22 protein-coding genes are annotated in these 20,271 nt (G+C 63.5%); 12 read left to right on the top strand and 10 right to left on the bottom strand.

Going from position 1 to position 20,271, the window contains the following annotated elements; translation table 11 throughout:
- Window positions 1-13: 13 nt before the first annotated feature.
- The 5 genes from ihfA to AC2FML_RS03990 all read right to left on the bottom strand — a co-directional run bounded on the left by ihfA (window position 14) and on the right by AC2FML_RS03990 (window position 3,466).
- Complete coding sequence (gene ihfA, locus AC2FML_RS04010; RefSeq protein ID WP_093962316.1) at window positions 14-316, bottom strand: integration host factor subunit alpha; 303 nt, start codon at window positions 314-316, stop codon at window positions 14-16.
- Between the two features lie 96 nt (window positions 317-412).
- Entirely contained in the window at window positions 413-1,384 is a 972-nt protein-coding gene (locus AC2FML_RS04005) for a beta-ketoacyl-ACP synthase III (RefSeq protein WP_496782100.1), read from the bottom strand.
- A 23-nt stretch (window positions 1,385-1,407) separates the two neighbouring features.
- Window positions 1,408-2,493 (bottom strand): phosphate acyltransferase PlsX, encoded by a 1,086-nt coding sequence (gene plsX, locus AC2FML_RS04000; RefSeq protein ID WP_496782098.1) that lies wholly within the window; start codon window positions 2,491-2,493, stop codon window positions 1,408-1,410.
- A 24-nt stretch (window positions 2,494-2,517) separates the two neighbouring features.
- Complete coding sequence (rpmF, locus tag AC2FML_RS03995) at window positions 2,518-2,724, bottom strand: 50S ribosomal protein L32 (protein WP_093962313.1); 207 nt, start codon at window positions 2,722-2,724, stop codon at window positions 2,518-2,520.
- Between the two features lie 205 nt (window positions 2,725-2,929).
- Window positions 2,930-3,466 carry a YceD family protein gene (locus AC2FML_RS03990; RefSeq protein WP_170442991.1) on the bottom strand — a complete coding sequence of 179 codons (537 nt, stop codon included), beginning with the start codon at window positions 3,464-3,466 and terminating at the stop codon, window positions 2,930-2,932.
- 83 nt (window positions 3,467-3,549) lie between these two features.
- Here AC2FML_RS03990 and AC2FML_RS03985 point away from each other — a divergent pair, with 83 nt between their 5' ends.
- The 3 genes from AC2FML_RS03985 to AC2FML_RS03975 all read left to right on the top strand — a co-directional run bounded on the left by AC2FML_RS03985 (window position 3,550) and on the right by AC2FML_RS03975 (window position 6,743).
- Window positions 3,550-4,023 carry an outer membrane protein assembly factor BamE gene (locus AC2FML_RS03985; RefSeq protein ID WP_093962985.1) on the top strand — a complete coding sequence of 158 codons (474 nt, stop codon included), beginning with the start codon at window positions 3,550-3,552 and terminating at the stop codon, window positions 4,021-4,023.
- 98 nt (window positions 4,024-4,121) lie between these two features.
- On the top strand, window positions 4,122-4,862 hold the full coding sequence (locus AC2FML_RS03980; RefSeq protein WP_170370613.1) for a GNAT family N-acetyltransferase: 741 nt from the start codon (window positions 4,122-4,124) through the stop codon (window positions 4,860-4,862).
- A gap of 69 nt (window positions 4,863-4,931) precedes the next feature.
- A complete protein-coding gene (locus AC2FML_RS03975) occupies window positions 4,932-6,743 on the top strand; it encodes an ABC-F family ATP-binding cassette domain-containing protein (RefSeq protein ID WP_496782096.1) in 1,812 nt (603 codons plus the stop codon).
- 55 nt (window positions 6,744-6,798) lie between these two features.
- Here AC2FML_RS03975 and AC2FML_RS03970 read toward each other — a convergent pair whose 3' ends face one another.
- On the bottom strand, window positions 6,799-7,554 hold the full coding sequence (locus AC2FML_RS03970) for a 3-hydroxyacyl-CoA dehydrogenase (RefSeq protein WP_170580774.1): 756 nt from the start codon (window positions 7,552-7,554) through the stop codon (window positions 6,799-6,801).
- A gap of 76 nt (window positions 7,555-7,630) precedes the next feature.
- Window positions 7,631-8,581: a GlxA family transcriptional regulator gene (locus tag AC2FML_RS03965; protein WP_170528805.1), complete on the bottom strand. Its 951-nt coding sequence runs from the start codon at window positions 8,579-8,581 to the stop codon at window positions 7,631-7,633.
- 112 nt (window positions 8,582-8,693) lie between these two features.
- Between AC2FML_RS03965 and AC2FML_RS03960 the strand changes: the two genes are divergently transcribed.
- Window positions 8,694-9,395 carry a GntR family transcriptional regulator gene (locus AC2FML_RS03960; RefSeq protein WP_170366198.1) on the top strand — a complete coding sequence of 234 codons (702 nt, stop codon included), beginning with the start codon at window positions 8,694-8,696 and terminating at the stop codon, window positions 9,393-9,395.
- A 47-nt stretch (window positions 9,396-9,442) separates the two neighbouring features.
- Here AC2FML_RS03960 and tyrS read toward each other — a convergent pair whose 3' ends face one another.
- Complete coding sequence (gene tyrS, locus AC2FML_RS03955; RefSeq protein ID WP_480635628.1) at window positions 9,443-10,693, bottom strand: tyrosine--tRNA ligase; 1,251 nt, start codon at window positions 10,691-10,693, stop codon at window positions 9,443-9,445.
- Window positions 10,694-10,756: 63 nt separating this feature from the next.
- Here tyrS and AC2FML_RS03950 point away from each other — a divergent pair, with 63 nt between their 5' ends.
- From AC2FML_RS03950 to AC2FML_RS03940, 3 genes are all read left to right on the top strand, one after another.
- Window positions 10,757-11,878, top strand: a complete 1,122-nt coding sequence (locus tag AC2FML_RS03950) for an anhydro-N-acetylmuramic acid kinase (protein ID WP_496782093.1) — start codon at window positions 10,757-10,759, stop codon at window positions 11,876-11,878.
- Between the two features lie 76 nt (window positions 11,879-11,954).
- Window positions 11,955-12,467, top strand: a complete 513-nt coding sequence (locus tag AC2FML_RS03945; RefSeq protein WP_496782091.1) for an aggregation factor core — start codon at window positions 11,955-11,957, stop codon at window positions 12,465-12,467.
- 29 nt (window positions 12,468-12,496) lie between these two features.
- The gene (locus tag AC2FML_RS03940) at window positions 12,497-12,949 is read left to right on the top strand and encodes a TspO/MBR family protein (protein WP_170363300.1); all 453 of its coding nucleotides are present in this window, start codon (window positions 12,497-12,499) and stop codon (window positions 12,947-12,949) included.
- Between the two features lie 12 nt (window positions 12,950-12,961).
- Here AC2FML_RS03940 and AC2FML_RS03935 read toward each other — a convergent pair whose 3' ends face one another.
- Together AC2FML_RS03935 and AC2FML_RS03930 are read right to left on the bottom strand one after the other, a co-directional pair.
- The gene (locus tag AC2FML_RS03935; RefSeq protein WP_496782089.1) at window positions 12,962-14,503 is read right to left on the bottom strand and encodes a phospholipase D family protein; all 1,542 of its coding nucleotides are present in this window, start codon (window positions 14,501-14,503) and stop codon (window positions 12,962-12,964) included.
- A gap of 90 nt (window positions 14,504-14,593) precedes the next feature.
- Complete coding sequence (locus AC2FML_RS03930; protein WP_496782087.1) at window positions 14,594-15,013, bottom strand: cupin domain-containing protein; 420 nt, start codon at window positions 15,011-15,013, stop codon at window positions 14,594-14,596.
- Between the two features lie 66 nt (window positions 15,014-15,079).
- On the opposite strand from AC2FML_RS03930, the gene AC2FML_RS03925 reads away from it, so the two are divergent.
- From AC2FML_RS03925 to eno, 5 genes are all read left to right on the top strand, one after another.
- Window positions 15,080-16,498, top strand: coding sequence for a protein adenylyltransferase SelO (locus AC2FML_RS03925; RefSeq protein WP_496782085.1), 1,419 nt, complete (start codon window positions 15,080-15,082; stop codon window positions 16,496-16,498).
- A gap of 86 nt (window positions 16,499-16,584) precedes the next feature.
- On the top strand, window positions 16,585-17,289 hold the full coding sequence (locus AC2FML_RS03920) for an endonuclease/exonuclease/phosphatase family protein (protein WP_170338252.1): 705 nt from the start codon (window positions 16,585-16,587) through the stop codon (window positions 17,287-17,289).
- An 81-nt stretch (window positions 17,290-17,370) separates the two neighbouring features.
- On the top strand, window positions 17,371-17,784 hold the full coding sequence (locus tag AC2FML_RS03915) for a Fur family transcriptional regulator (protein ID WP_093962302.1): 414 nt from the start codon (window positions 17,371-17,373) through the stop codon (window positions 17,782-17,784).
- Window positions 17,785-17,932: 148 nt separating this feature from the next.
- Window positions 17,933-18,817, top strand: coding sequence for a DMT family transporter (locus AC2FML_RS03910; protein ID WP_496782083.1), 885 nt, complete (start codon window positions 17,933-17,935; stop codon window positions 18,815-18,817).
- A gap of 135 nt (window positions 18,818-18,952) precedes the next feature.
- Window positions 18,953-20,230, top strand: coding sequence for a phosphopyruvate hydratase (eno, locus tag AC2FML_RS03905; RefSeq protein ID WP_170366178.1), 1,278 nt, complete (start codon window positions 18,953-18,955; stop codon window positions 20,228-20,230).
- Window positions 20,231-20,271 lie beyond the last annotated feature (41 nt).

The raw sequence follows: 20,271 nt of genomic DNA, 5'->3' as shown, positions 1-20,271 counted from the left end.
CCTGGCCCCGGGTTTACTTGCGATTCCCGGCGGCGACGCGATCCTTCATCAGATGCGACGGGCGGAAAGTCAGCACGCGGCGCGGCTGGATCGGAACCTCTTCACCGGTTTTCGGGTTGCGTCCAATACGGGCTGATTTGTCACGAACGCTGAAAGTGCCGAAGGACGAAATCTTGACCTGTTCGCCACGCACCAGCGCGTCCGACATGTGGTTCAGAATGCTCTCGACAAGCTGTGCACTTTCGTTGCGTGACAGCCCAACTTCGCGAAACACGGCTTCGCTCAGATCCATTCGCGTCAGTGTATTATCGCCCATGACATTTCCCCTATTGATTTTCGAGCATAGGGGTAGCGCAAATTCGCTGTCAATATCAATGAATTGCGGGCGGCTGTGTAAGCCGGATTGCGCCGGTTACCAGCGCAGGACCACCGAGCCCCATGCCAAACCGCCGCCAATCGCCTCGGTCACGATCAAATCACCTTGCTTGATCTGGCCCCGTTCCTTGCCCACCGACAGGGCCAGGGGAATCGAGGCGGCCGATGTGTTTCCGTGGTCCTGAACGGTCACCACAACGTGATCCATGGGCAGGCCCATCTTCTTTGCGGTGCCCTGAATGATGCGGATATTGGCCTGATGCGGCACGATCCAGTCGACGTCCTTGCTGTTCAGTCCGACGCGTTCCAGGGCGGTTTCTGCCGTGGCGGTGAGCTTTTCGACCGCATGGCGGAACACCTGGTTGCCCTGCATCCGAAGATGGCCTGTCGATTGCGTCGACACCCCGCCGTCCACGTACAGAAGGTCCTTGTAACGTCCGTCCGAATGCAAATCCGTGGACAGGATACCCCTATCATCGCTTGTTCCGGCACCGTCCTGCGCCTCGAGCACGAGAGCACCGGCCCCATCCCCAAACAACACGCAAGTCGATCTGTCGGTCCAGTCCATGATCCGCGAAAAAGTTTCGGCGCCGATCACCAGCACCCGCTTGGCCTGACCCGAAAGGATCAGGGCGTTGGCGTTGCTCAGCGCAAACACGAAACCGGCGCAGACGGCCTGAACATCAAAGGCAAACCCCCGGGTCATGCCCAGATTGGCTTGAACCATGGTTGCGGCCGACGGGAACGTCAGATCCGCGGTCGAGGTCGCCAGTACGATTGCGTCAATGTCATCAGCTGTAAGGCCGGCGTCCTGCAAAGCGGCTTTGGCCGCATAGGTTGCCAGATCGGACGTGGTTTCATCTTCGGCCGCAAAGTGCCGACGTTCGATACCGGAACGGGTGCGAATCCATTCATCGGTCGTATCAAGCGTCTTTTCGAATTCGGAGTTCGGAACCACCCGCTTGGGCAGGTAATGCCCGACACCTACAACGACTGAACGGCCTGCCATCTGGGGTACTGCCTTCTTTGTTCTTATTTGGTCTGCAGCGCAGATTGCGCTGCATCTTGTTCAAGCTCAGCCGTGGATGCAACCCGTGCTGCCAATTTTTCCGCAAAGCCGGACTTGGCCAGGGTGAAAGCCAGCTTGATCGCGGCAGACACGCCGGTGGCGTCGGCGCCTCCGTGGGATTTGATGACAGTGCCGTTCAGGCCAAGAAAGACCCCGCCGTTGACGCGGCGCGGGTCGATGCGTTTCTTCAATCGCTGCAGAGAGGTGATGGCCAGAATCGAGGCCAGGCGCGATAGGGGCGAATACTTGAAGGCCTCTCGCAGCAGGTCACCGATCAGGCTGGCCGTGCCTTCTCCGGTCTTGATGGCGACGTTTCCGGTAAACCCATCCGTAACAATGACATCCGCCTTGTCGCCTGGAATGTCGCTGCCTTCCACGAAGCCCACGAAATCAAAGTTTGCCTGATCCGCGAATTCGGTGATCAGGGCATGGGCTTCCTTGAGTTCGGCGCGGCCTTTGTGCTCTTCGGTGCCGACGTTCAGCAGTCCGATACGCGGGCGGGTCAGTTCCATGCCGTTGCGCGCATAAGAAGCGCCCATCAGTGCAAACTGCAGCAGATCCTTGGCGTCGGCCCGCACATCCGCGCCCACGTCCAGCATGACGTTGAAACCCTGAGGGTTGCGGGATGGCCACAGAATCGCGATGGCGGGGCGGTTCACCCCGGGCAGTTTGCGCAGTCGCATCATCGACAGCGCCATCAGCGCGCCGGTATTGCCGCAGGACACGGCACCATGGGCCTCGCCCTGACGCACCGATTCCAGCGCCGACCACATCGAGGTGTTCTTGCCGCTGCGCACCACCTGGCTGGGCTTGTCCTGCATCGTGACCACGTCCGGGCAATCACGAAAAACGACGCGTCCGTCGAGGACACGCCGTTTCGATACAAGCTTGCTCAGCACATCTTCCGGGCCGTGCAGAAGAAATCCGATCTCGGGGTTCTTCTTTGCTGACTTCGCGATTCCAGCCACGACCACGCCGGGACCTGAATCCCCGCCCATTGCGTCAACCGAGATGATGATCTTTCCGGTCTGCGTGGGCTGCGCTGTCATGCCAGAACCTGCGTTCAATCAGGCTTAGGCCGCGTCTTCGTCCAGGTCGATGTCGTCGGCCTGAGCGACGACTTCACGATCGTCATAGTGGCCGCAGGCTGCGCAAACGTGGTGCGGGCGCTTCAGCTCGCCGCAGTTCGCGCATTCGTTCGGGTTTGCAGCAACCAGAGCGTCGTGTGCGCGGCGGTTGTTGCGACGCGACTTGGAAACTTTGTTCTGTTGGACGGCCATGGTCTCAACCTTTGTCTACTAAGGGCCAGCAGATTCGCTGCAGGCCGGGTTTCATTCTTCGTTTTCTCGTGGTGTGACGTGCGTTTAGGGAACAAGCCCCGCGATGTCCAACCCAAATTCCGATGAGCGCGCGAAAATACTGCGATTCTCGACATGTTCAAGCGATTTTTCTGAGCGCCTGCTATGACAGGAAATCGATCCCCTGTCACTCGTCTTTTTTCAGTGCGTCACGCAGGGACGCCAGCCCGGCAAAGGGTTTGGCTTCCTCGTCGGTCATCGCCTGTTTGCCCGGTTCGGTATAGTTCGCGTCGCCCAAATGTGCACCGTCTTTCCGGGGGTATTGGGGCAACGCAAGGGACAATGCCTCGCGCATCACCTGGTCCAGATCGATTTCCGGGCCCAAGGCTTCGGTCTCGTCATCTTCGGGCATTTCGAATTCGGGTTCGTCGGGTTCGGTCCAATTGGCCAGGAAAACGCGCCGCACCGGGGCCTCGATCCGGGTCGTGACCGGGTCCAGCGACACCACGCAGGGCTGAATGACGGTTGCGCCCAGCTTGGCGGTCAACACCCAATCACGCTTGCCCTTCGCGCGCAGCTCGCCGACAAAACTCAGCTTGCGCAGCCCGAGCAGGCCCAACGCATCACGAATTTCCTCGAGTTGCCGGGCAGGGGGGCGCAATTCGAACGCGGTCGGGCTGTTTTGCGGCAGATCGGCGACGCGCAATGTTGAGAGGTCGGACATTGTGACCCTTTCCTGTGTTGAACCGGGGCATGGGTTTCTGTAATCGGATAGAAGCCGCAAGGGACCAAGGCAAGAGGGTGAACATGTTGAAAGTACTGAACAGGCTGAAACCGGCGTCCAGGGCGGTTGCCTGCACGCTTGTTCTGGCCACCGCTGTTGCCTGTACCCCGGTCTACAAGAAACACGGCTATATCCCCACCCCGGAAGAGCTGGCCGAGATCAAGGTTGGCGTCGATACCCGCGACACGGTTCTGGAAAAGGCTGGCGCGCCCAGCTCGTCAGGTGTGTTGAAGGATTCGGGTTTCTATTATGTGGCGTCGCGCGTACGCCACTATGGCCCCAAACGTCCCGAGGTCGTCTCGCGTGAATTGGTGGCGATCAGCTTTGACCAGCGTGGCGTCGTCCGCAATATTGAGAAATTCGGTCTCGAAGACGGCTATGTCATCGTGCTGGATCGCCGTGTGACGGACTCCAGTGTTCAGGACAAAGGCTTCCTGCGGCAGCTGCTGGGCAACATCGGCCAATTCAGCCCGTCGAACATCCCGGGGGCCAGCTAATTTCCGGCCGCCGGTTGAAAGCTTCACACGGCGGTCACACTATTGGTGCATGGGATCAGGCAGATCGCAATCGGTGAGAAACCGTGGAGGATGCGACCATGGCCGATGATATTTTGCTGGACAAGGGCCGCTACCGCGCGCGCCTGGCGCGGTGTCCCGAGGACGTGCGGGCGGCCAAGAATCTTCGTACTCTTGCATTCCGAACAGCCGAGACGGATCAGGACGACTTCGATGTTGCCTGCGCCCATGTTCTGGTCGAGGATTCGCAGGCAGGCGGCCAGTTAGTCTGCTGTTTCCGGATGCTGGTCATGGACAGCGGCAGCGAAATCAGCCGGAGTTATTCGGCCCAGTTCTATGACCTTTCCGCGTTGCAGAGCTTTGATGGGCGCATGGTGGAAATGGGGCGGTTTTGCATCCATCCCGATTGGACGGATCCAGATATCCTGAGGGTGGCCTGGGGCGCGATGACGGCCTTCGTCGACCGCAACGGTGTCCAGTTGCTGTTCGGATGCTCGTCCTTCGCAGGGACTGAGACCGCGGAATATCTGGATGCCTTCGCGATGCTCAAACATCGCCACCTTGCGCCCAAGCGCTGGTTGCCGCGGGTCAAGGCGCCGGACGTGTTCCGCTTTGCCGCGCGGCTGCGGCGACGCCCGGATGCCAGAAAGGCCATGCTGCGGATGCCACCGTTGCTGCGTACCTATCTAATGATGGGCGGTTGGGTCAGCGATCATGCGGTGGTGGACCGCCAGCTGAACACCCTGCATGTCTTCACCGGCGTTGAGATCGGCGCGATTCCCGCGGCGCGGAAGCGCCTCTTGCGGATGATCGCGGGCTGAAGCCGCGCTGCTGTCAAAAGGTGAGGCAGGGGCGTTGACGCCCAATGCCTGCCGGTTTAGCTGGCGCTTATGGCACGTATTCCTTTGTTGCAGATGTCCGGTATCTCGCTGACCTTCGGGGGCGAGCCGGTGTTTTCCGACCTGGACCTGGTGGTTCAGCCCGGCGACCGCGTTGCGCTGGTCGGGCGGAACGGCTCGGGCAAATCCACCCTGATGAAGGTCATGGCCGGTTTGGTCGAGCCGGACCGGGGCGACATCGTGGTGCCGCCCGGCAAATCCGCGGGCTACATGGAGCAGGACCCGACGATGGAGGGCTTTGCCACGCTGGGCGATTATGCGGCCAGCGGGCTGGAACCAGGTGAGCTGTACAAGGTGGAACGGGCCGGGGAAGGGTTGAAATTCGACCCCTCGCGCGCGGTTCAGACCGCCTCGGGCGGTGAAAGGCGGCGCGCGGCGCTGGCCAAGCTGATGGCCGAGGCCCCCGACCTGATGCTGCTGGACGAGCCGACCAACCATCTGGACATCGAGGCCATCGGCTGGCTTGAACGTGAACTGGGCGCGACACGGGCGGCCTTTGTCCTGATCTCGCATGACCGCGCGTTCCTGCGGGCGCTGACCCGGGCAACACTGTGGATCGACCGCGGTGAGGTGCGCCGGCAGGAGCAGGGGTTCGAGGCCTTCGAGGCTTGGCGCGACAAGATCTGGGAAGAGGAAGATCAGCAACGCCACAAGCTGGACCGGCTGATCAAGTCCGAATCCCGCTGGGCTGTCGAAGGGATCAGCGCCCGCCGCAAGCGCAACCAGGGCCGGGTGCGGGCGCTGCAGGCCTTGCGGGCCGAACGCGCCGCGCAGATCAAGCGTCAGGGGTCGGCGGCCATGTCCTTGGACTCCGGTCCGAAATCGGGGCGCAAGGTGATCGAGGCACGCGGTCTCAGCAAGGCATTCGACGGCAAGCCCATCGTGCGCAACCTGGACCTGCTGGTACAGCGCGGCGACCGGGTGGCCTTTGTCGGTCCGAACGGCGTTGGCAAGACTACCGTTCTGAAGATGCTGCTGGGCGAGGTCGCGCCGGATGAAGGCACCGTGAGCCTGGGCACCAATCTGGAAATCGCGGTCTTCGACCAGACCCGCGCGCAGCTGGACCACGAGATGACCCTGTGGGACAGCCTGACCGGCGACCCCGAGATGCGCGTCTCGGGCAAGGCCGATCAGGTGATGGTGCGCGGCCAGCCCAAGCATGTCGTGGGTTACCTCAAGGAATTCCTGTTCGACGAGCGGCAGGCACGAGCGGCCGTCAAGTCCTTGTCGGGCGGGGAAAAAGCGCGGTTGCTGCTGGCGAAGCTGATGGCGAAACCGTCGAACCTGCTGGTGCTGGACGAACCGACCAACGACCTGGATGTCGAGACGCTGGACCTGTTGCAGGAGTTGCTGGACGACTATGACGGCACCGTGCTGCTGGTCAGCCACGACCGCGATTTCCTGGATCGTGTGGCGACCACGACCATCGCCATGGAGGGCAACGGCCGCGCGACGGTCTATGCAGGCGGCTGGTCGGACTATGTCGCGCAGCGCGGCGATATGGTCGAGAAAAAGACTGAGAAACCAAAAGAGAACAAGCCGAAGGTCAAGCAGGAAGCCAAGCCGAAAGCCGGCCTGTCCTTTTCCGAAAAGCACCGGCTCGAGAAGCTGCCCGCCGAGATCGCGCGGCTGGAAGCCGAGATCGCCAAGCTGGAGGAGCTGATGTCGGACCCCGAGCTGTTCACCCGCGAGCCGGTGAAGTTCCAGAAGGCGACTGAGGCCCTTGTCGAGCGGCAGGAGAAGCTGGCCGCCGCCGAGGAGGAATGGCTGGAACTGGAAGAAAAGGCCGAGGCCGGGGCCTAGCCAGGCTCGACCCGAGGCGCGGGCAGATCGGCTCTGCCCACGCCATGCGGTCATGTCAGCGCATGCGCAGGGCGCCGTCGATGCGGATGACTTCGCCGTTCAGATAGCCCATCTCGACGATGAACCCGGCCAGCCGGCCGTATTCGCGCGGGTCGCCCAAGCGGGCGGGGTTGGGCACGTCGGCGGCCAGCTGTTGCTGCACCTCTTCGGGCAGGCCGGCCAGCATCGGCGTCATGAAGATGCCGGGCGCGATGGTCATCACCCGGATACCGGTCGAGGCCAGATCGCGCGCCATCGGCAGGGTCATGCCCACGACACCGCCCTTGGACGCCGCATAGGCCGCCTGACCTTTCTGTCCGTCAAACGCGGCAATCGAGGCGGTGTTGATGATCACGCCACGCGCTCCATCCGACTCGGGCGCGTTCTTGGCCATTTCGACCGCGGCCAGACGCGACACGTTGAAGGTGCCCACCAGGTTGATGTCGATGGTGCGCTGGAAGGCGTCCAGCGGGTGCGGGCCGTCCTTGCCGACGGTCTTGATGCCATAGGCGATGCCGGCACAGTTCACGCAGGCGGTGATCTTGCCCATCTTGTCCATCGCCAGCGCAATGGCCGCGGCCACCGACGCCTCGTCCGTCACGTCAGTCTGGGCAAAATGTCCGCCGATCTCGGCCGCGACCTGGGTGCCGCGCTCGGCATCGCGGTCCAGGATGGTGACCTGCGCGCCGTTCTCGGCAAAGTAACGGGCGGTGGCCTCTCCGAGGCCCGATGCGCCGCCGGTGATGACGGCGGCGGTGGTGGACAATTGCATGGCGGGCTCCTCCCCAGTGATCTGAACGTTTGTTCAAATAATCCGAGATGGCACGTCCTGTCCAGTCGGCAGTGACTCAGTCCAGCCGGCTGCGCTGCTGCATCGGGGTGACGCCGAAGGCGGCGCGGTACACGCGTGAGAAATGGCCCGGGCTTTCAAAGCCGCAGGCAAAGGCCACGTCGGTGACCGAAGATTCGGTCTGCAACAGCAGGTTGCGCGCGCGGTCCAGCCGAAGCTCCATGAAGTATTTCTTGGGCGAGGCGTTGAGGTATTTGCCGAACAACCGCTCCAGCTGGCGGGTCGAGATGCCGATCTGTTCGGCGATCACCGCCGGCGAGATCGGGTTGTTGATGCGGTCGGCCATGATCTGGATCGCCTTGGCCAGATGCGCGTTGCGCATGCCGTTGCGCGATTGCAGCGACACACGCTGATCGGCGGTCGCGTTGCGCACGGCGTTATAGACCATCTGGTCTGCCACCGCGATTGACAGGTCCTGCCCGTGGTCGCGCTCGATCAGGTGCAGCATCAGGTCGGCCGTTGCGGTGCCGCCCGAGGCGGTCATGTGCTTTTCATCGGCCACGAAGACGCTGCGCACCAGATTCACGTCCGGGAAAGCCTCCATGAAGGCGTCGTGATATTCCCAATGGATCGCCGCCTGCATCCCGTTCAGGAACCCGGCCTCGGCCAGCAGCCACGCACCCGAACACAGCGCCCCGATGGCCGTGCCGCGCGCCCGTTCGCGGCGCAGCGCGGCCAGCAGGGGTCGGCTGACGTGATCGCGCATGTGAATGCCCGACAAAACAAAGATCTGGTCGCATTTCGGCAGGTCCGCCAACCCGCCATGCACCAGTGTCACGGACCCGTTCGAACACACCGCCTGCGCGCCGTCCTCCGAGGCGAAGGACCAGCGGTACAGTTCCTCGCCGCTGACCCAGTTGGCGATCCGCAGCGGCTCGACCGCGCAGGAGAAGGCCAGGTGCGAGAACTCGGGAACGAGGATGAAACAGAAATGTTGCGGGCGGGTCATGCGCTCAGTCTATCACGGGCGGTCAGACTGATTGTGTACAAGTTGCATTTTATCGGGCAAGAGCAGAGGCGACATCCTGGGTGTCGCGATTCGACCAAAGCGAAGGTTGGGGATGAAAGACGACACGAAAAGCCGCAAGGCGGCGCTGGCCGCGCATCTGAAGGCGGCGGTGATGACGCTGAAACTGCGCCCTGGCGATGATCTGGACGAGGCGCAGCTGTCCGAGGCGTTCGGCCTGTCGCGCACGCCACTGCGCGAAGTGTTCCGGCATCTGGCCGGGCTGGGCTATCTTGAACTGCGTGAAAACCGGGGCGCGCGGGTGTCGCAGATGTCCTATGCCACGCTGCGCGATTTCTTCCTGGTGGCGCCGATGATCTATGGCGCGGTGCTTCGGCTGGCGGCGCAGAACGCGACAGGTGACCAGATCGATCGGTTGAAGGCGGCGCAGGCGGCGTTTCGGGAAACGTTGCGGGCGAGCTCGGCCGAAGATCGCGCGCTGGCCAACAACCAGTTCCACGAGATCACCGGCGAGATGGCGGCGAATGTCTACCTGCTGCCGTCGTTTCAGCGGCTGCTGATCGACCATGCGCGCATCGGCATGACCTTCTACCGCCCGGGTCAAGGCGGGATGGGCGAAAGCCTCGATCTGGCCTGCGCCCAGCATGACGCCATCATCGCCGCGATCGAGGCGCGCGACGAGGCGGCGGCGGGGCAGCTGGCGGCCGATCACTGGGCGCTGTCGCGCGATCAGATCGAGCTGTTCGTGACGCCGGCCGGTCTAGACCTTCCGCTGGGCTCGGTCGAGCGCGGATAGAAAAACGGCCGCCCCAGGGCGGCCGTTGTGTTCAGGGTCAGGCCGGTTCAGCCCAGTTGCACCAGCGCGTGCCGCTTCTTGCCCGCGCTCAGCTTGATGGGCGAGGAAAGGGCCGCTGCGTCGATCATCAGCCCGGCATCGGTCAGCGGTGCGTCGTCCAGACGGGCGCCGTTTTCGGAAATCAAGCGCTTGGCCTCCTTGCCCGATTTCGCCAGGCCCGACTTCACGATCAGCTGCACGACCGAGATGCCGTCGCCCAGATCCTCGGCTGTCAGGGTCAGGGTGGGCAGGTCGCCGCCCACGCCGCCCTTTTCGAACACCTCGCGCGCGGTGGCCTCGGCCTTGGCCGCGGCCTCGGCCCCGTGCAGCAGGGTCGTCACCTCGTTGGCCAGACGGATCTTGGCCTCGTTGATCTCGGACCCCTGCAGCGCGCCCATGCGGTCGCATTCGTCCACGGGAAGCTCGGTGAAGATCTTCAGGAAGCGGCCCACATCGGCGTCGGTGGTGTTGCGCCAGAACTGCCAGAACTCGTAGGGCGACAGCATGTCGCCGTTCAGCCAGATGGCGCCGCCCTGGCTTTTGCCCATCTTGCGTCCATCGCTGGTGGTCAGCAGGGGCGTGGTCAGGCCATAGATCTCGTGATCCAGCACGCGGCGGGTCAGGTCGATGCCGTTGACGATGTTGCCCCACTGGTCCGATCCGCCCATCTGCAGGATGCAGCCATAGCGGCGGTTCAGTTCCAGAAAGTCATAGGCCTGCAGGATCATGTAGTTGAACTCGAGGAACGACAGGGACTGTTCCCGGTCCAGCCGCGATTTCACCGATTCAAAGGACAGCATCCGGTTGACCGAGAAATGCCGCCCGATGTCCCGCAGGAAATCGAGATAGTTCAGGTCGTCCAGCCATTCGGCATTGTTCAGCATCAGCGCGCCGGTGTCGCTGTTGTCATAGGACAGGTACTTGTCGAACACCTTCTGCATGCCGGCGATGTTGGCGTCGATCTGCTCGGGGCCCAGCAGGGGGCGTTCGTCCGAGCGGAAAGACGGATCGCCCACCTTGGTGGTGCCGCCACCCATCAGGGTGATCGGCTTGTGCCCCAGCTTCTGGAACCAGCGCAGAACCATGATGTTCATCAGATGCCCGACATGCAGGGACTGGGCGGTGGCGTCATACCCGATATAGGCTGTCTGCACCCCGCTTGTCAGAGCATCGTCAAGGCCCTGATAATCGGTGCAGTCGGCGAGAAAGCCGCGCTCGATCATCGTGGCGATGAAATCCGATTTGGGGTGATACGTCATGTCTTGCCTCGGGGTTGAATTGCGGGGCACGTTATAGGCGGCGAACGAGGGAAGGAAAAGGCCATGAATAAGGCCCGAGGCAAAGTTGGGGCAGTGCGGGCACTGGGGGCCATGTCGGGCACCTCGCTCGATGGGGTCGACGCGGCGGTGGTGGAAACCGACGGGCGGCAGATCCTGCGGTTCGGCGACAGCGCGTACAGGCCCTATACCGAGGACGAGCGCAAGCTGCTGCGCGCCGCGTTGGGCAAATGGAGCGGACCCGAAGTGCACGCCGCCGAAGACCTGGTGACCCGCGCCCATGCCGAGCTGCTGTCGGAATTCGAGGACGTGGACCTGATCGGCTTTCACGGCCAGACCCTTGCGCATGAGCCGCGCGGAAAGGGCACGTTGCAGGTGGGCGATGGCGAGGGGCTGGCGGTCGCGCTGGGTGTGCCCGTGGTCTGGGATTTCCGCAGCGATGACGTGGCCATGGGCGGCGAGGGCGCGCCGCTGGCGCCGTTCTTCCACTTTGCCTGCGCAAAATATGTCGGGGCCACGGCGCCCTTGTGCTTTCTGAATCTGGGTGGTGTCGGCAACCTGACCTATGTGGACCCGTCCTTTGACGGGCCCGAGGCGCCCGGTGCGCTGCTGGCCTTTGACACCGGCCCGGCCAACGCGCCGATCGACGACCTGGTGCAGGCGCGTCTGGGCCTGCCGATGGACCGCGACGGCGCGCTGGCCCGGCAGGGCACGGTCGAGACCGGAGCGTTGGAGCTGTTCCTTGCCGAGCCCTATTTCAACCGCCTGCCGCCCAAATCGCTGGACCGCAACGATTTTGCCGAGATGATCGGCCTGGTGAGGGAATTGAGCGACGCTGACGCCGTCGCCACCCTGACAGGCATGAGTGCGGCGGCGGTGGTGCAGGGGATGGAGCATTGCCCCAGACCGCCCGCGCGGGTGCTGGTCACCGGCGGCGGGCGCAGGAACCCGGTTTTGATGGAGATGTTGCGCGTGGCGCTGGACTGCCCGGTTGATCCAGTCGAGGCCGTAGGGCTGGACGGCGACATGCTCGAGGCGCAGGCCTTTGCCTATCTGGCGGTGCGTGTGGCGCGGGGGATGCCCACCTCTTGCCCCGGCACCACCGGGGTCAAGGCGTTGGTTGGCGGGGGAACGGTCAGCCGGGTGTCGCAGGGCGCACCGCGCTGAAACGCGGCGAAAAATGATCCTGCCGAGGCGCTCAAGCGTAATTGTAGCAGTAGCCACAACAACGCCGGAGATGAAGATGATCGGTTCCCTTGTCAAAAATGCGGCCGGGTGTGCCGCCGCGTTCACGCTCGCAGTGCCTGCAATGGCCGACGTGCAGGTTGAGTTCGTCGAGGGAGCGCCAAAGGACCGCTTCGTTCTTCGCAACGCCAGCGATTGCAGCCTGTCTGCTGCAACGGTGCGTCTGGATTTGTCCTCGTCGCAGGGCGGGCTGATCTTTGATGTCACTGGCGCGGGGGCAGGGGTCGAAGTGTTTCAGCCGTTTGAGATGGTTTCGGGGTCCGAGTATCTGAACGGGTTGCCTCAGGTTCAGGACGGGCAGTCGATGGTCGATCTGGACATCCGGGCCATGCCGCCCGGTGCGGAAATCGCCTTTACGATCGATGTGGATGACACAGGCGGCGGACGAGAGATCACCGTTTCGGGGGCCGAGATACAGGGCGCGACGGTCTCTCTGGAAGGCGCGCAGAACCCGCCGCGTGGTGTCTTTTCGTCGGCGGCCCGCGCGGCTATACCGGTCGGGACCTGCTGAGCGGCAGTGCACCTGCGGATGGAACCGGCATGACCAAGACCCTGACACGTATCGCATTTCTGGTTCTGGTACTGGGTGGCGGCATACTGATCGGCACTCTGACGGGGCCGGGTGAGTGGTATGCAAACCTGAACAAACCGGTCTTCAACCCGCCGGGCTGGGTATTCGGCCCGGTCTGGACGGTTCTGTACGTGCTGATTGCGATGGCGGGATGGCGGCAGTTCGAACGCGACCGGGGATCGCCCGCAATGCGCCTGTGGTGGGCGCAGCTGGGCCTGAACTTCCTGTGGTCGCCCGCATTCTTCGTGCTGCACCAGCCGTGGCTGGCATTGGTAGTGATACTGGCGCTTCTGGTTGTGATTGTTCTGTTCATCACACGTGTCCGCCCGGTGGATCGCGTTTCGGCATGGGCGTTCGTGCCCTATCTGGCATGGGTGGCATTTGCGACCGTTCTGAACCTGTCGATCGCGATCCTGAACTGACGCCGGCGGTGGTCAGAGCATCCACTCGACCGGCAGCCATCTGACGACGGCGGCAAGGCCGCGCTGGAACCGAGAGGTGTTCGGGTCGGTCTCAAAGGTCGTGGTCGTCCCGTCCTTGGTCTGCTGAACCCAGACCAGCCCACCGTCATCATCCATCTCGACGCGATAGGCAAATTCCGGCTTGTCCAGTTGCCGGGCCAGATCTGTCGCGATCGTGGGGCTCTCGATCAGCAGGCCCATCTCGGTGTTCAACCGGGCCGAACGCGGGTCCAGATTGTATGAGCCGATAAAGATCCGTTTGCCATCCGAGCCAAAAACCTTTGCATGCAGGCCCGAAGCGGAGCCTGCAAGAATTTCGGGCAGGCTGCGTTCCTTGTGCTCGTCGCGCAACGCGCGCAGCTCCAGCAACTGAACCCCGCTTGCCAGCAGGTCGTCGCGATAGGCCATGTAGGCCGCATGAACAGGCATCACATCTGTTGCATCCAGTGAGTTGGTCAGGACCCGGACTTTGACCCCGGATGACGACAACCGCTCGAGCAGCTCGGCCCCGCGGGGACCGGGAATGAAATAGGCCGAGACCAGATCGAGCGAAGTCTCCGAGCTTTCGGCAAAGGTGATGAGACGCTCGACCATGAGGTTCTCGTCCTCGACCTCTCCAAGCCCCTTGGCCGGGTCATCGACAAAAAGTTCGACCGCGCTCCATTCGAACGGCAGATCGCGGGCGGCGATGCGGTCGGCCAGCTCATTGTCGCGGATCGCCTTTTGGTATCCGGCGCCGGCCGCGGTCTGACGCGCGGCCTCGGCCAGTGCTTTCAGGCTTGGGGCGGTCGCAGCGGGCAGGAACAACGCGGCATCATAGGCCGAGCCGCTGTTCCAGTAGGCATCGAACGATGCTGCAACCTCGTCCACGATCGGACCGATCGCGATGGTATCGACATCCAGATAGTGCGTCCCGGCACCGTAGTCGAAATAGATGTCGCCGATGTTTCGGCCCCCGACAATCGTGGCCACACCGTCCACCGTCATGGACTTGTTATGCATGCGGCGGTTCAACCGGCCGAAATCGAACGCATAGGACAGCAGCTTGGGATTGCGCAGCGTGAACGGGTTGAAGATGCGGACATGGGCCGTTGGCATGGCATTCAGTTCAGCCAGAAGCGGGTCCAGCCCCGAGATGCCGTTGTCATCGACCAGAAGGCGCACGCGTACGCCCCGTTCCGCCGCCGCACGCAATTCGTCCAGCAACATCAGGCCGGTCACGTCATCCTGCCAGATGTAGTATTGGGCATCTAAGGACGAGACCGCCTCACGCGCGAGAATGGCGCGGGCAGCAAATGCGGTATGCCCCTGACCAAGGGGGCGGACGCCGTCCAGTCCGGGGTTGCGCTGCATCGCCGGCTCGATGGCTTGGCCCAGCGGACCAGTCCAATCCGCGGGTTGGCGGTATGTCCGCTCCGAGAAATTGGTCTCGGGCAGCGGAAAAGCCAACCGCATCCCAAGCACGCCCAGGCCGAGGATCACAGCCACGGTCACCAAAGTCTTGATCAGCCGCATCGCGCCCTCGTCTTTGCCCAATCATACACACGCGAACCTTGCCGCATCGGGCAGGGCAAGTTCAAGCATGGTTCGGCAGGGGCTTGAGGTTTAGTTCCTGGGAATGTCGAACTCCGGCGGCGCCAATTCGAACCCGTCGAACTGGAACCCGGGCGAGACGACGCAGCTGACCAGCGTGTAGTCCCCGGTGCTGCGGGCAGCCTGCCAATGCCCGGCAGGTACGATGACCTGCGGCGCGCCCGCGCTCAGGTCAGGGGACAGCATGTGATCGCTTGCCGGTCCAGTATCGGTTTCGCTGATCGACAGGATCAGCGGCGCGCCGGCGTGAAACAGCCAGATCTCGGTTGCATCGACCCGGTGCCAGTGGCTGGCCTCGTCCCGTTTCAGAAGGAAATAGATGCAAGTCGCGGTGGGGCGGCCTGTGTTGTCTGAGCGCCAGGTCTCGGCATACCAGCCGCCTTCGGGGTGGGGCTGCAGTTGCAGGTGGTCGATGATCTGGTCGGCGGTCATGGCGGGCCTTTCACGGCGATGGGATTTGGTGCTGGCAATACTGTGCACAGATCATATGTTTGCGCCATGACCCTGACGATCCCGTTCGACAATTCCTATGCCCGGCTGCCCGGTGCGTTTTATGCGCGCCAGTCGCCCGAACCCGTGCGCGCGCCGCGGCTGGTGGCCTTCAATGACGATCTGGCGCGGGTGCTGGGCATCTCGCCCGGTGACGCGCAGGACATGGCCGAGGTTTTTGCGGGCAATACGCTGCCTGACGGGGCCGAGCCGCTGGCGCAGCTGTATTCAGGCCACCAGTTCGGCAATTACAACCCGCAGCTGGGCGATGGGCGCGCGGTGCTGCTGGGCGAGGTGGTGGGCACGGACGGGATCCGCCGCGACATTCAGCTCAAGGGCTCGGGGCGCACGCCGTTTTCGCGGCAGGGGGACGGGCGGGCCTGGCTGGGGCCGGTTCTGCGCGAATATGTCGTGTCCGAGGCGATGCACGCGCTGGGTATTCCCACCACGCGGGCGCTGGCGGCGGTGGAAACCGGCGAGGTCGTGCTGCGCGAAGGCCCGATGCCCGGCGCGGTACTGACCCGCGTGGCGCAAAGCCATCTGCGGGTGGGTACGTTTCAGGTGTTCGCCGCACGCGGCCAGATCGCCGACCTGCAGCGGCTGACCGACTATGCCATCGCGCGCCACTACCCGGACGCCGTCGGGCCGATGGGCCTGCTGCGCGCCGTGCGTGACGCGCAGGCCGCGCTGATCGCGCAGTGGATGGCGGTGGGCTTCATCCACGGGGTGATGAACACCGATAACTGCGCCATTTCGGGCGAAACCATCGACTATGGCCCCTGCGCCTTCATGGACAGCTATCATCCGAACACCGTCTACAGTTCGATCGACCGGATGGGGCGCTATGCCTATTCCAACCAGCCCGAGATCGCGGTGTGGAACCTGGCGCAGCTGGCGACGGCGCTGATCCAGCAGATCGAGGACAAGCAGGCCGCCGTGGAAGAGGCGACCGAGATCGTACATGCCATGCCCGATTTGATGCAGAAGCACTGGCTGCGCCGGTTCCGGGCCAAGATCGGCCTGACCACCGAGGAGGACGGCGACCTTGCGCTGATCTCGGACCTGCTGACGCGGATGGCGCAGAATCAGGCCGATTTCACCAATACCTTCCGCGCGCTGGGCAGCGATGCGGCGCGGGACCAGTTCACCGATCCGGCGGCTTTCGACAGCTGGGCCGAGGGGTGGTGCGCGCGACTGACGCGCGAGGCGGACCCGGCCGCGGTGATGCACGCGGCCAACCCCGCCTTCATCCCGCGCAACCACCGGGTCGAACAGATGATCCAGGCCGCCGTTCAGGGCGACTATGCCCCGTTCCACCGGCTGAACGCAGTGCTGGCCCGGCCCTATGACGACCAGCCCGACGCCGCCGACCTGAGGCGCCCGCCCACGCAGGACGAGGTGGTGCATGCCACCTTTTGCGGCACCTGAGCGGGTTTCGGCAACTGTGCTGAACTATCGGCTTGCGTCCGGGCGCGATCCTGCGAATCCTGACGGGGTACAACCGTAGAAAACCGATGACCACTTTGCCCAAGCTGCGCCTTGCCAGCTACAACATCCAGAAATGCGTCGGACTGGATCTGCGACGCCAGCCGCAGCGCATCCTGCAGGTGCTGGACCGGCTGGGCGCCGATATCGTGGTGCTGCAAGAGGCCGACAAACGCCTGCCGCCGCGCCCGGCGGCGCTTCCGCATTTCATGTTAGACGAGGCCGGGTGGAAGATCGTCGATCTGGGCGGTGCGGGCAGTCTGGGCTGGCATGGCAACGCGGTGATCTGGCGGGGCGACCACATCCGGGTGCGCCGCGCCGCGCATCACGATCTGCCGGGGCTGGAGCCGCGCGGAGCGGTCCGGGTCGAGTTCGACACCCATATAGGGCCTTTGCGGGTGATGGGGATGCATCTGGGGCTGTTCTCGGCGTGGCGCCGCCAGCAGATCATCCACCTACGTCAGGACGGCCGCGCGCTGGACCGGATGCCAACCGTCTGGGCAGGGGATTTCAACGAATGGTCGCGCCAGCCGATTCTTGACCGCCTAGCTCCCGACATGCGGTTCCTGCCGCCTGTACCCAGCTTTCCCGCCGCGCAGCCTCTGGGCGCGCTGGACCGGATCGCGCTGGGCGGTGGGCTCGAGGCGCTGGCCCACGGCGTGCACGGGGAACGGCCCGCGCATATCGCCTCGGACCACCTGCCGGTCTGGGCCGATCTGCGGCTGGCGGGCTAAGGCGCAGCGGGCGCAAATCACAGTGGCGAAATCTGCGCGGACGTACTAAGACAGAAACCCGAACGGATTCTGGGGGATGACATGGCGGACACGATCATCGCGCGTTGCGAAGCCAAAGGCCTGCGCATGACCGGCCAGCGTCGAACCATCGCGCAGGTACTGCAGGACAGTGATGATCATCCCGATGTCGAGGAACTGTACGCACGCGCCTCGGCGCTGGATGCGGGCATTTCGATCGCAACCGTCTATCGCACCGTCAAACTGTTCGAAGAGGCCGGGATTCTCGAACGGCTGGAATTCGGCGACGGGCGTGCGCGCTATGAGGACGCCGAGCGCGACCACCACGATCACCTGATCGACATGAACTCGGGCGAGGTGATTGAATTCGTGGACCCCGAGATCGAAGCCCTGCAGGAAAAGATCGCCTCGAAGCTGGGCTATCGCCTGAAAGGTCATCGGTTGGAGTTGTACGGAGTTCCGCTGGACAAGGATTGATCCGGCCGGGACACATCACCAAAAGCGATTGGTCATCTAAAATCTATTCATGATTCCAAGCCCTCTTCGCGCTTGCCACGGCGGCGCGATCCGGGTCTTCTGCGTTGCGACGCGGCAATTAGGCCCTCCGAAATCAATAGGCAACGACATGAACAACGCGAACGGCATCCTGCTGGTCATCGGCGCTATGGCCGCCTTCACGCTTGAGGACATGTTCATCAAGCATCTGTCGGTCACCGTGCCGACTGGTCAGGTCATGATCGTGCTGGGGCTGTTCTGCGCGCTAGTCTTTGCCGCCATGGCCATCGTGACACGCAAACCGATCTTTGACTCGGCCGCTTGGCAACCGCTGCTCGTGATCCGCGCGTGCACCGAGGCGGTCGGGGCGCTGAGCTTTGTCACCGCCTTGTCCCTTGTCGACCTGTCGACCGTTGCGGCCGTGTTCCAGGCGATGCCGCTAGTGGTCACGATGGGGGCCGCGCTTTTCCTGCGCGAACAGGTCGGCTGGCGCCGTTGGAGCGCAATCGGTGTCGGGTTTATCGGCGTTCTGATGATCATCCGCCCCGGTCTGGACGGGTTTCGGCCCGAGGCTCTGTTCGTGGTGGCCAGCGTCATCGCCATTGCCGCGCGGGACCTGATCACCCGTCGGCTGGACGCGCGGGTGGCCTCGGCCGTGGTGGCGCTGCAGGCCTACGCAGCGGTGGCAATTGCCGGCGGCGTGCTGATGCTGACCTCGGCGCAGCCTCTGGCGCCGCTGCAGATGGGGCAGATCGGACCCTATCTCGGTGCCGTTGGTTTCGGTGTTCTAGGCTATCTGGGGATCGTGACCGCAATGCGCGTGGGCGAGGCCTCGGCCCTGACGCCGTTCCGCTATACGCGTCTGCTGTTCTCGATCCTGGCCGGGATGTGGATGTTCGGCGAACGGCCGGACCTGATGACCATGTTCGGTGCGTCGCTGATCATCGGGTCGGGCATGTACACGTTCATCCGCGAACGGCGCATTGCCCGGGCCATGGCTCCGGCGGTCTGCTGACCTGTTGGCGCAAACACGCCGCTGTTGGCGCTAAAGGCCGGAAAATATGCGTGTTAGCGATAACGGACCCGGTTTACTTTTCCCCGCGTGCTGGTATGAGGCATGCAACCGAACGCATTTTCAGGGACCGGTATCATGAGCACCATCATCGACATCCACGCACGCGAAATCCTGGACAGCCGGGGCAACCCCACCGTCGAGGTGGACGTGGTTCTGGAAGACGGCACCATGGGCCGGGCCGCCGTGCCTTCGGGCGCATCGACCGGCGCCTATGAGGCGGTGGAAAAGCGCGATGGCGACAAGTCCCGTTACATGGGCAAGGGCGTGCTCGAAGCCGTGGCCGCCGTGAACGGCGAGATCGCCGAAGAGCTGGTGGGCTTTGACGCGACCGAGCAGGTGGCGATCGACGCCGCCATGATCGAGCTGGACGGCACCCCGAACAAGGGCCGCCTGGGCGCCAACGCCATTCTGGGCGTGTCGCTGGCCGTGGCCAAGGCGGCGGCGGATTTCACCACCCAGCCGCTCTATCGCTACGTGGGGGGCACCTCGGCGCGGGTTCTGCCGGTGCCGATGATGAACATCATCAATGGCGGCGAACATGCCGACAACCCGATCGACATCCAGGAATTCATGATCATGCCCGTGGCCGCCAGCAACATCCGCGAAGCGGTGCGCATGGGTTCGGAAGTGTTCCACACTCTGAAAAAGGAACTATCGGCCGCCGGGCTGGCCACCGGTGTCGGCGACGAGGGCGGGTTTGCCCCCAACATCGCCTCGACCCGCGAGGCACTGGATTTCATCCTCAAGTCGATCGAGAAGGCGGGCTACAAGCCGGGTGACGAGATCTACCTGGCGCTCGATTGCGCCGCCACCGAGTATTACAAGGACGGCAAATACGTCCTGTCGGGCGAGGGCAAGACCCTCAGCAGCGACGAGAACGTGGCCTATCTGGCAGCCCTGGTGAACGACTATCCGATCATCTCGATCGAGGATGGCATGTCCGAGGATGACTGGGACGGCTGGAAGGCGCTGACCGACGAGCTGGACGGCAAGGTGCAGCTGGTAGGTGACGACCTGTTCGTGACCAACCCCGCGCGTCTGGCCGAAGGGATCGAGAAGGGCTGCGCCAACTCGATGCTGGTCAAGGTGAACCAGATCGGTTCGCTGACCGAGACCCTGCGCGCCGTGGATATGGCGCACCGCGCCCGCTATACCAACGTGATGTCGCACCGCTCGGGCGAGACCGAGGACGCCACCATCGCCGATCTGGCCGTGGCCACCAACTGCGGTCAGATCAAAACCGGCTCGCTGGCGCGGTCGGACCGGCTGGCCAAGTACAACCAGCTGATCCGCATCGAGGAAACGCTGGGCGAGGTCGCCGAATACGCGGGGCGTTCGATCCTTCGCAAGTAAGGCACAAGCTGCTAGGCTGTCCCCCGACATTGGCCGGGGGT

Source organism: Ruegeria sp. BHSC029 (genome assembly GCF_059613085.1).
Note: the sequence above shows the minus strand (reverse complement) of the source record. Positions and strands in the feature narration are given on the sequence as shown.

Coding starts and splice junctions, on each gene's coding strand:
- AC2FML_RS03925 (WP_496782085.1), top strand. CDS start 15,080: ATGACCCTGACGATCCCGTTCGACAATTCCTATGCCCGGCTGCCCGGT.
- AC2FML_RS03990 (WP_170442991.1), bottom strand. CDS start 3,466: ATGTCCGACCTCTCAACATTGCGCGTCGCCGATCTGCCGCAAAACAGC.
- rpmF (WP_093962313.1), bottom strand. CDS start 2,724: ATGGCCGTCCAACAGAACAAAGTTTCCAAGTCGCGTCGCAACAACCGC.
- AC2FML_RS03945 (WP_496782091.1), top strand. CDS start 11,955: ATGATCGGTTCCCTTGTCAAAAATGCGGCCGGGTGTGCCGCCGCGTTC.
- tyrS (WP_480635628.1), bottom strand. CDS start 10,693: ATGACGTATCACCCCAAATCGGATTTCATCGCCACGATGATCGAGCGC.
- AC2FML_RS03970 (WP_170580774.1), bottom strand. CDS start 7,554: ATGCAATTGTCCACCACCGCCGCCGTCATCACCGGCGGCGCATCGGGC.
- AC2FML_RS03915 (WP_093962302.1), top strand. CDS start 17,371: ATGGCGGACACGATCATCGCGCGTTGCGAAGCCAAAGGCCTGCGCATG.
- eno (WP_170366178.1), top strand. CDS start 18,953: ATGAGCACCATCATCGACATCCACGCACGCGAAATCCTGGACAGCCGG.
- AC2FML_RS03980 (WP_170370613.1), top strand. CDS start 4,122: ATGGCCGATGATATTTTGCTGGACAAGGGCCGCTACCGCGCGCGCCTG.
- AC2FML_RS03985 (WP_093962985.1), top strand. CDS start 3,550: ATGTTGAAAGTACTGAACAGGCTGAAACCGGCGTCCAGGGCGGTTGCC.
- plsX (WP_496782098.1), bottom strand. CDS start 2,493: ATGACAGCGCAGCCCACGCAGACCGGAAAGATCATCATCTCGGTTGAC.
- AC2FML_RS03950 (WP_496782093.1), top strand. CDS start 10,757: ATGAATAAGGCCCGAGGCAAAGTTGGGGCAGTGCGGGCACTGGGGGCC.
- AC2FML_RS04005 (WP_496782100.1), bottom strand. CDS start 1,384: ATGGCAGGCCGTTCAGTCGTTGTAGGTGTCGGGCATTACCTGCCCAAG.
- AC2FML_RS03930 (WP_496782087.1), bottom strand. CDS start 15,013: ATGACCGCCGACCAGATCATCGACCACCTGCAACTGCAGCCCCACCCC.
- AC2FML_RS03975 (WP_496782096.1), top strand. CDS start 4,932: ATGGCACGTATTCCTTTGTTGCAGATGTCCGGTATCTCGCTGACCTTC.
- AC2FML_RS03920 (WP_170338252.1), top strand. CDS start 16,585: ATGACCACTTTGCCCAAGCTGCGCCTTGCCAGCTACAACATCCAGAAA.
- AC2FML_RS03910 (WP_496782083.1), top strand. CDS start 17,933: ATGAACAACGCGAACGGCATCCTGCTGGTCATCGGCGCTATGGCCGCC.
- AC2FML_RS03935 (WP_496782089.1), bottom strand. CDS start 14,503: ATGCGGCTGATCAAGACTTTGGTGACCGTGGCTGTGATCCTCGGCCTG.
- AC2FML_RS03960 (WP_170366198.1), top strand. CDS start 8,694: ATGAAAGACGACACGAAAAGCCGCAAGGCGGCGCTGGCCGCGCATCTG.
- AC2FML_RS03965 (WP_170528805.1), bottom strand. CDS start 8,581: ATGACCCGCCCGCAACATTTCTGTTTCATCCTCGTTCCCGAGTTCTCG.
- ihfA (WP_093962316.1), bottom strand. CDS start 316: ATGGGCGATAATACACTGACGCGAATGGATCTGAGCGAAGCCGTGTTT.
- AC2FML_RS03940 (WP_170363300.1), top strand. CDS start 12,497: ATGACCAAGACCCTGACACGTATCGCATTTCTGGTTCTGGTACTGGGT.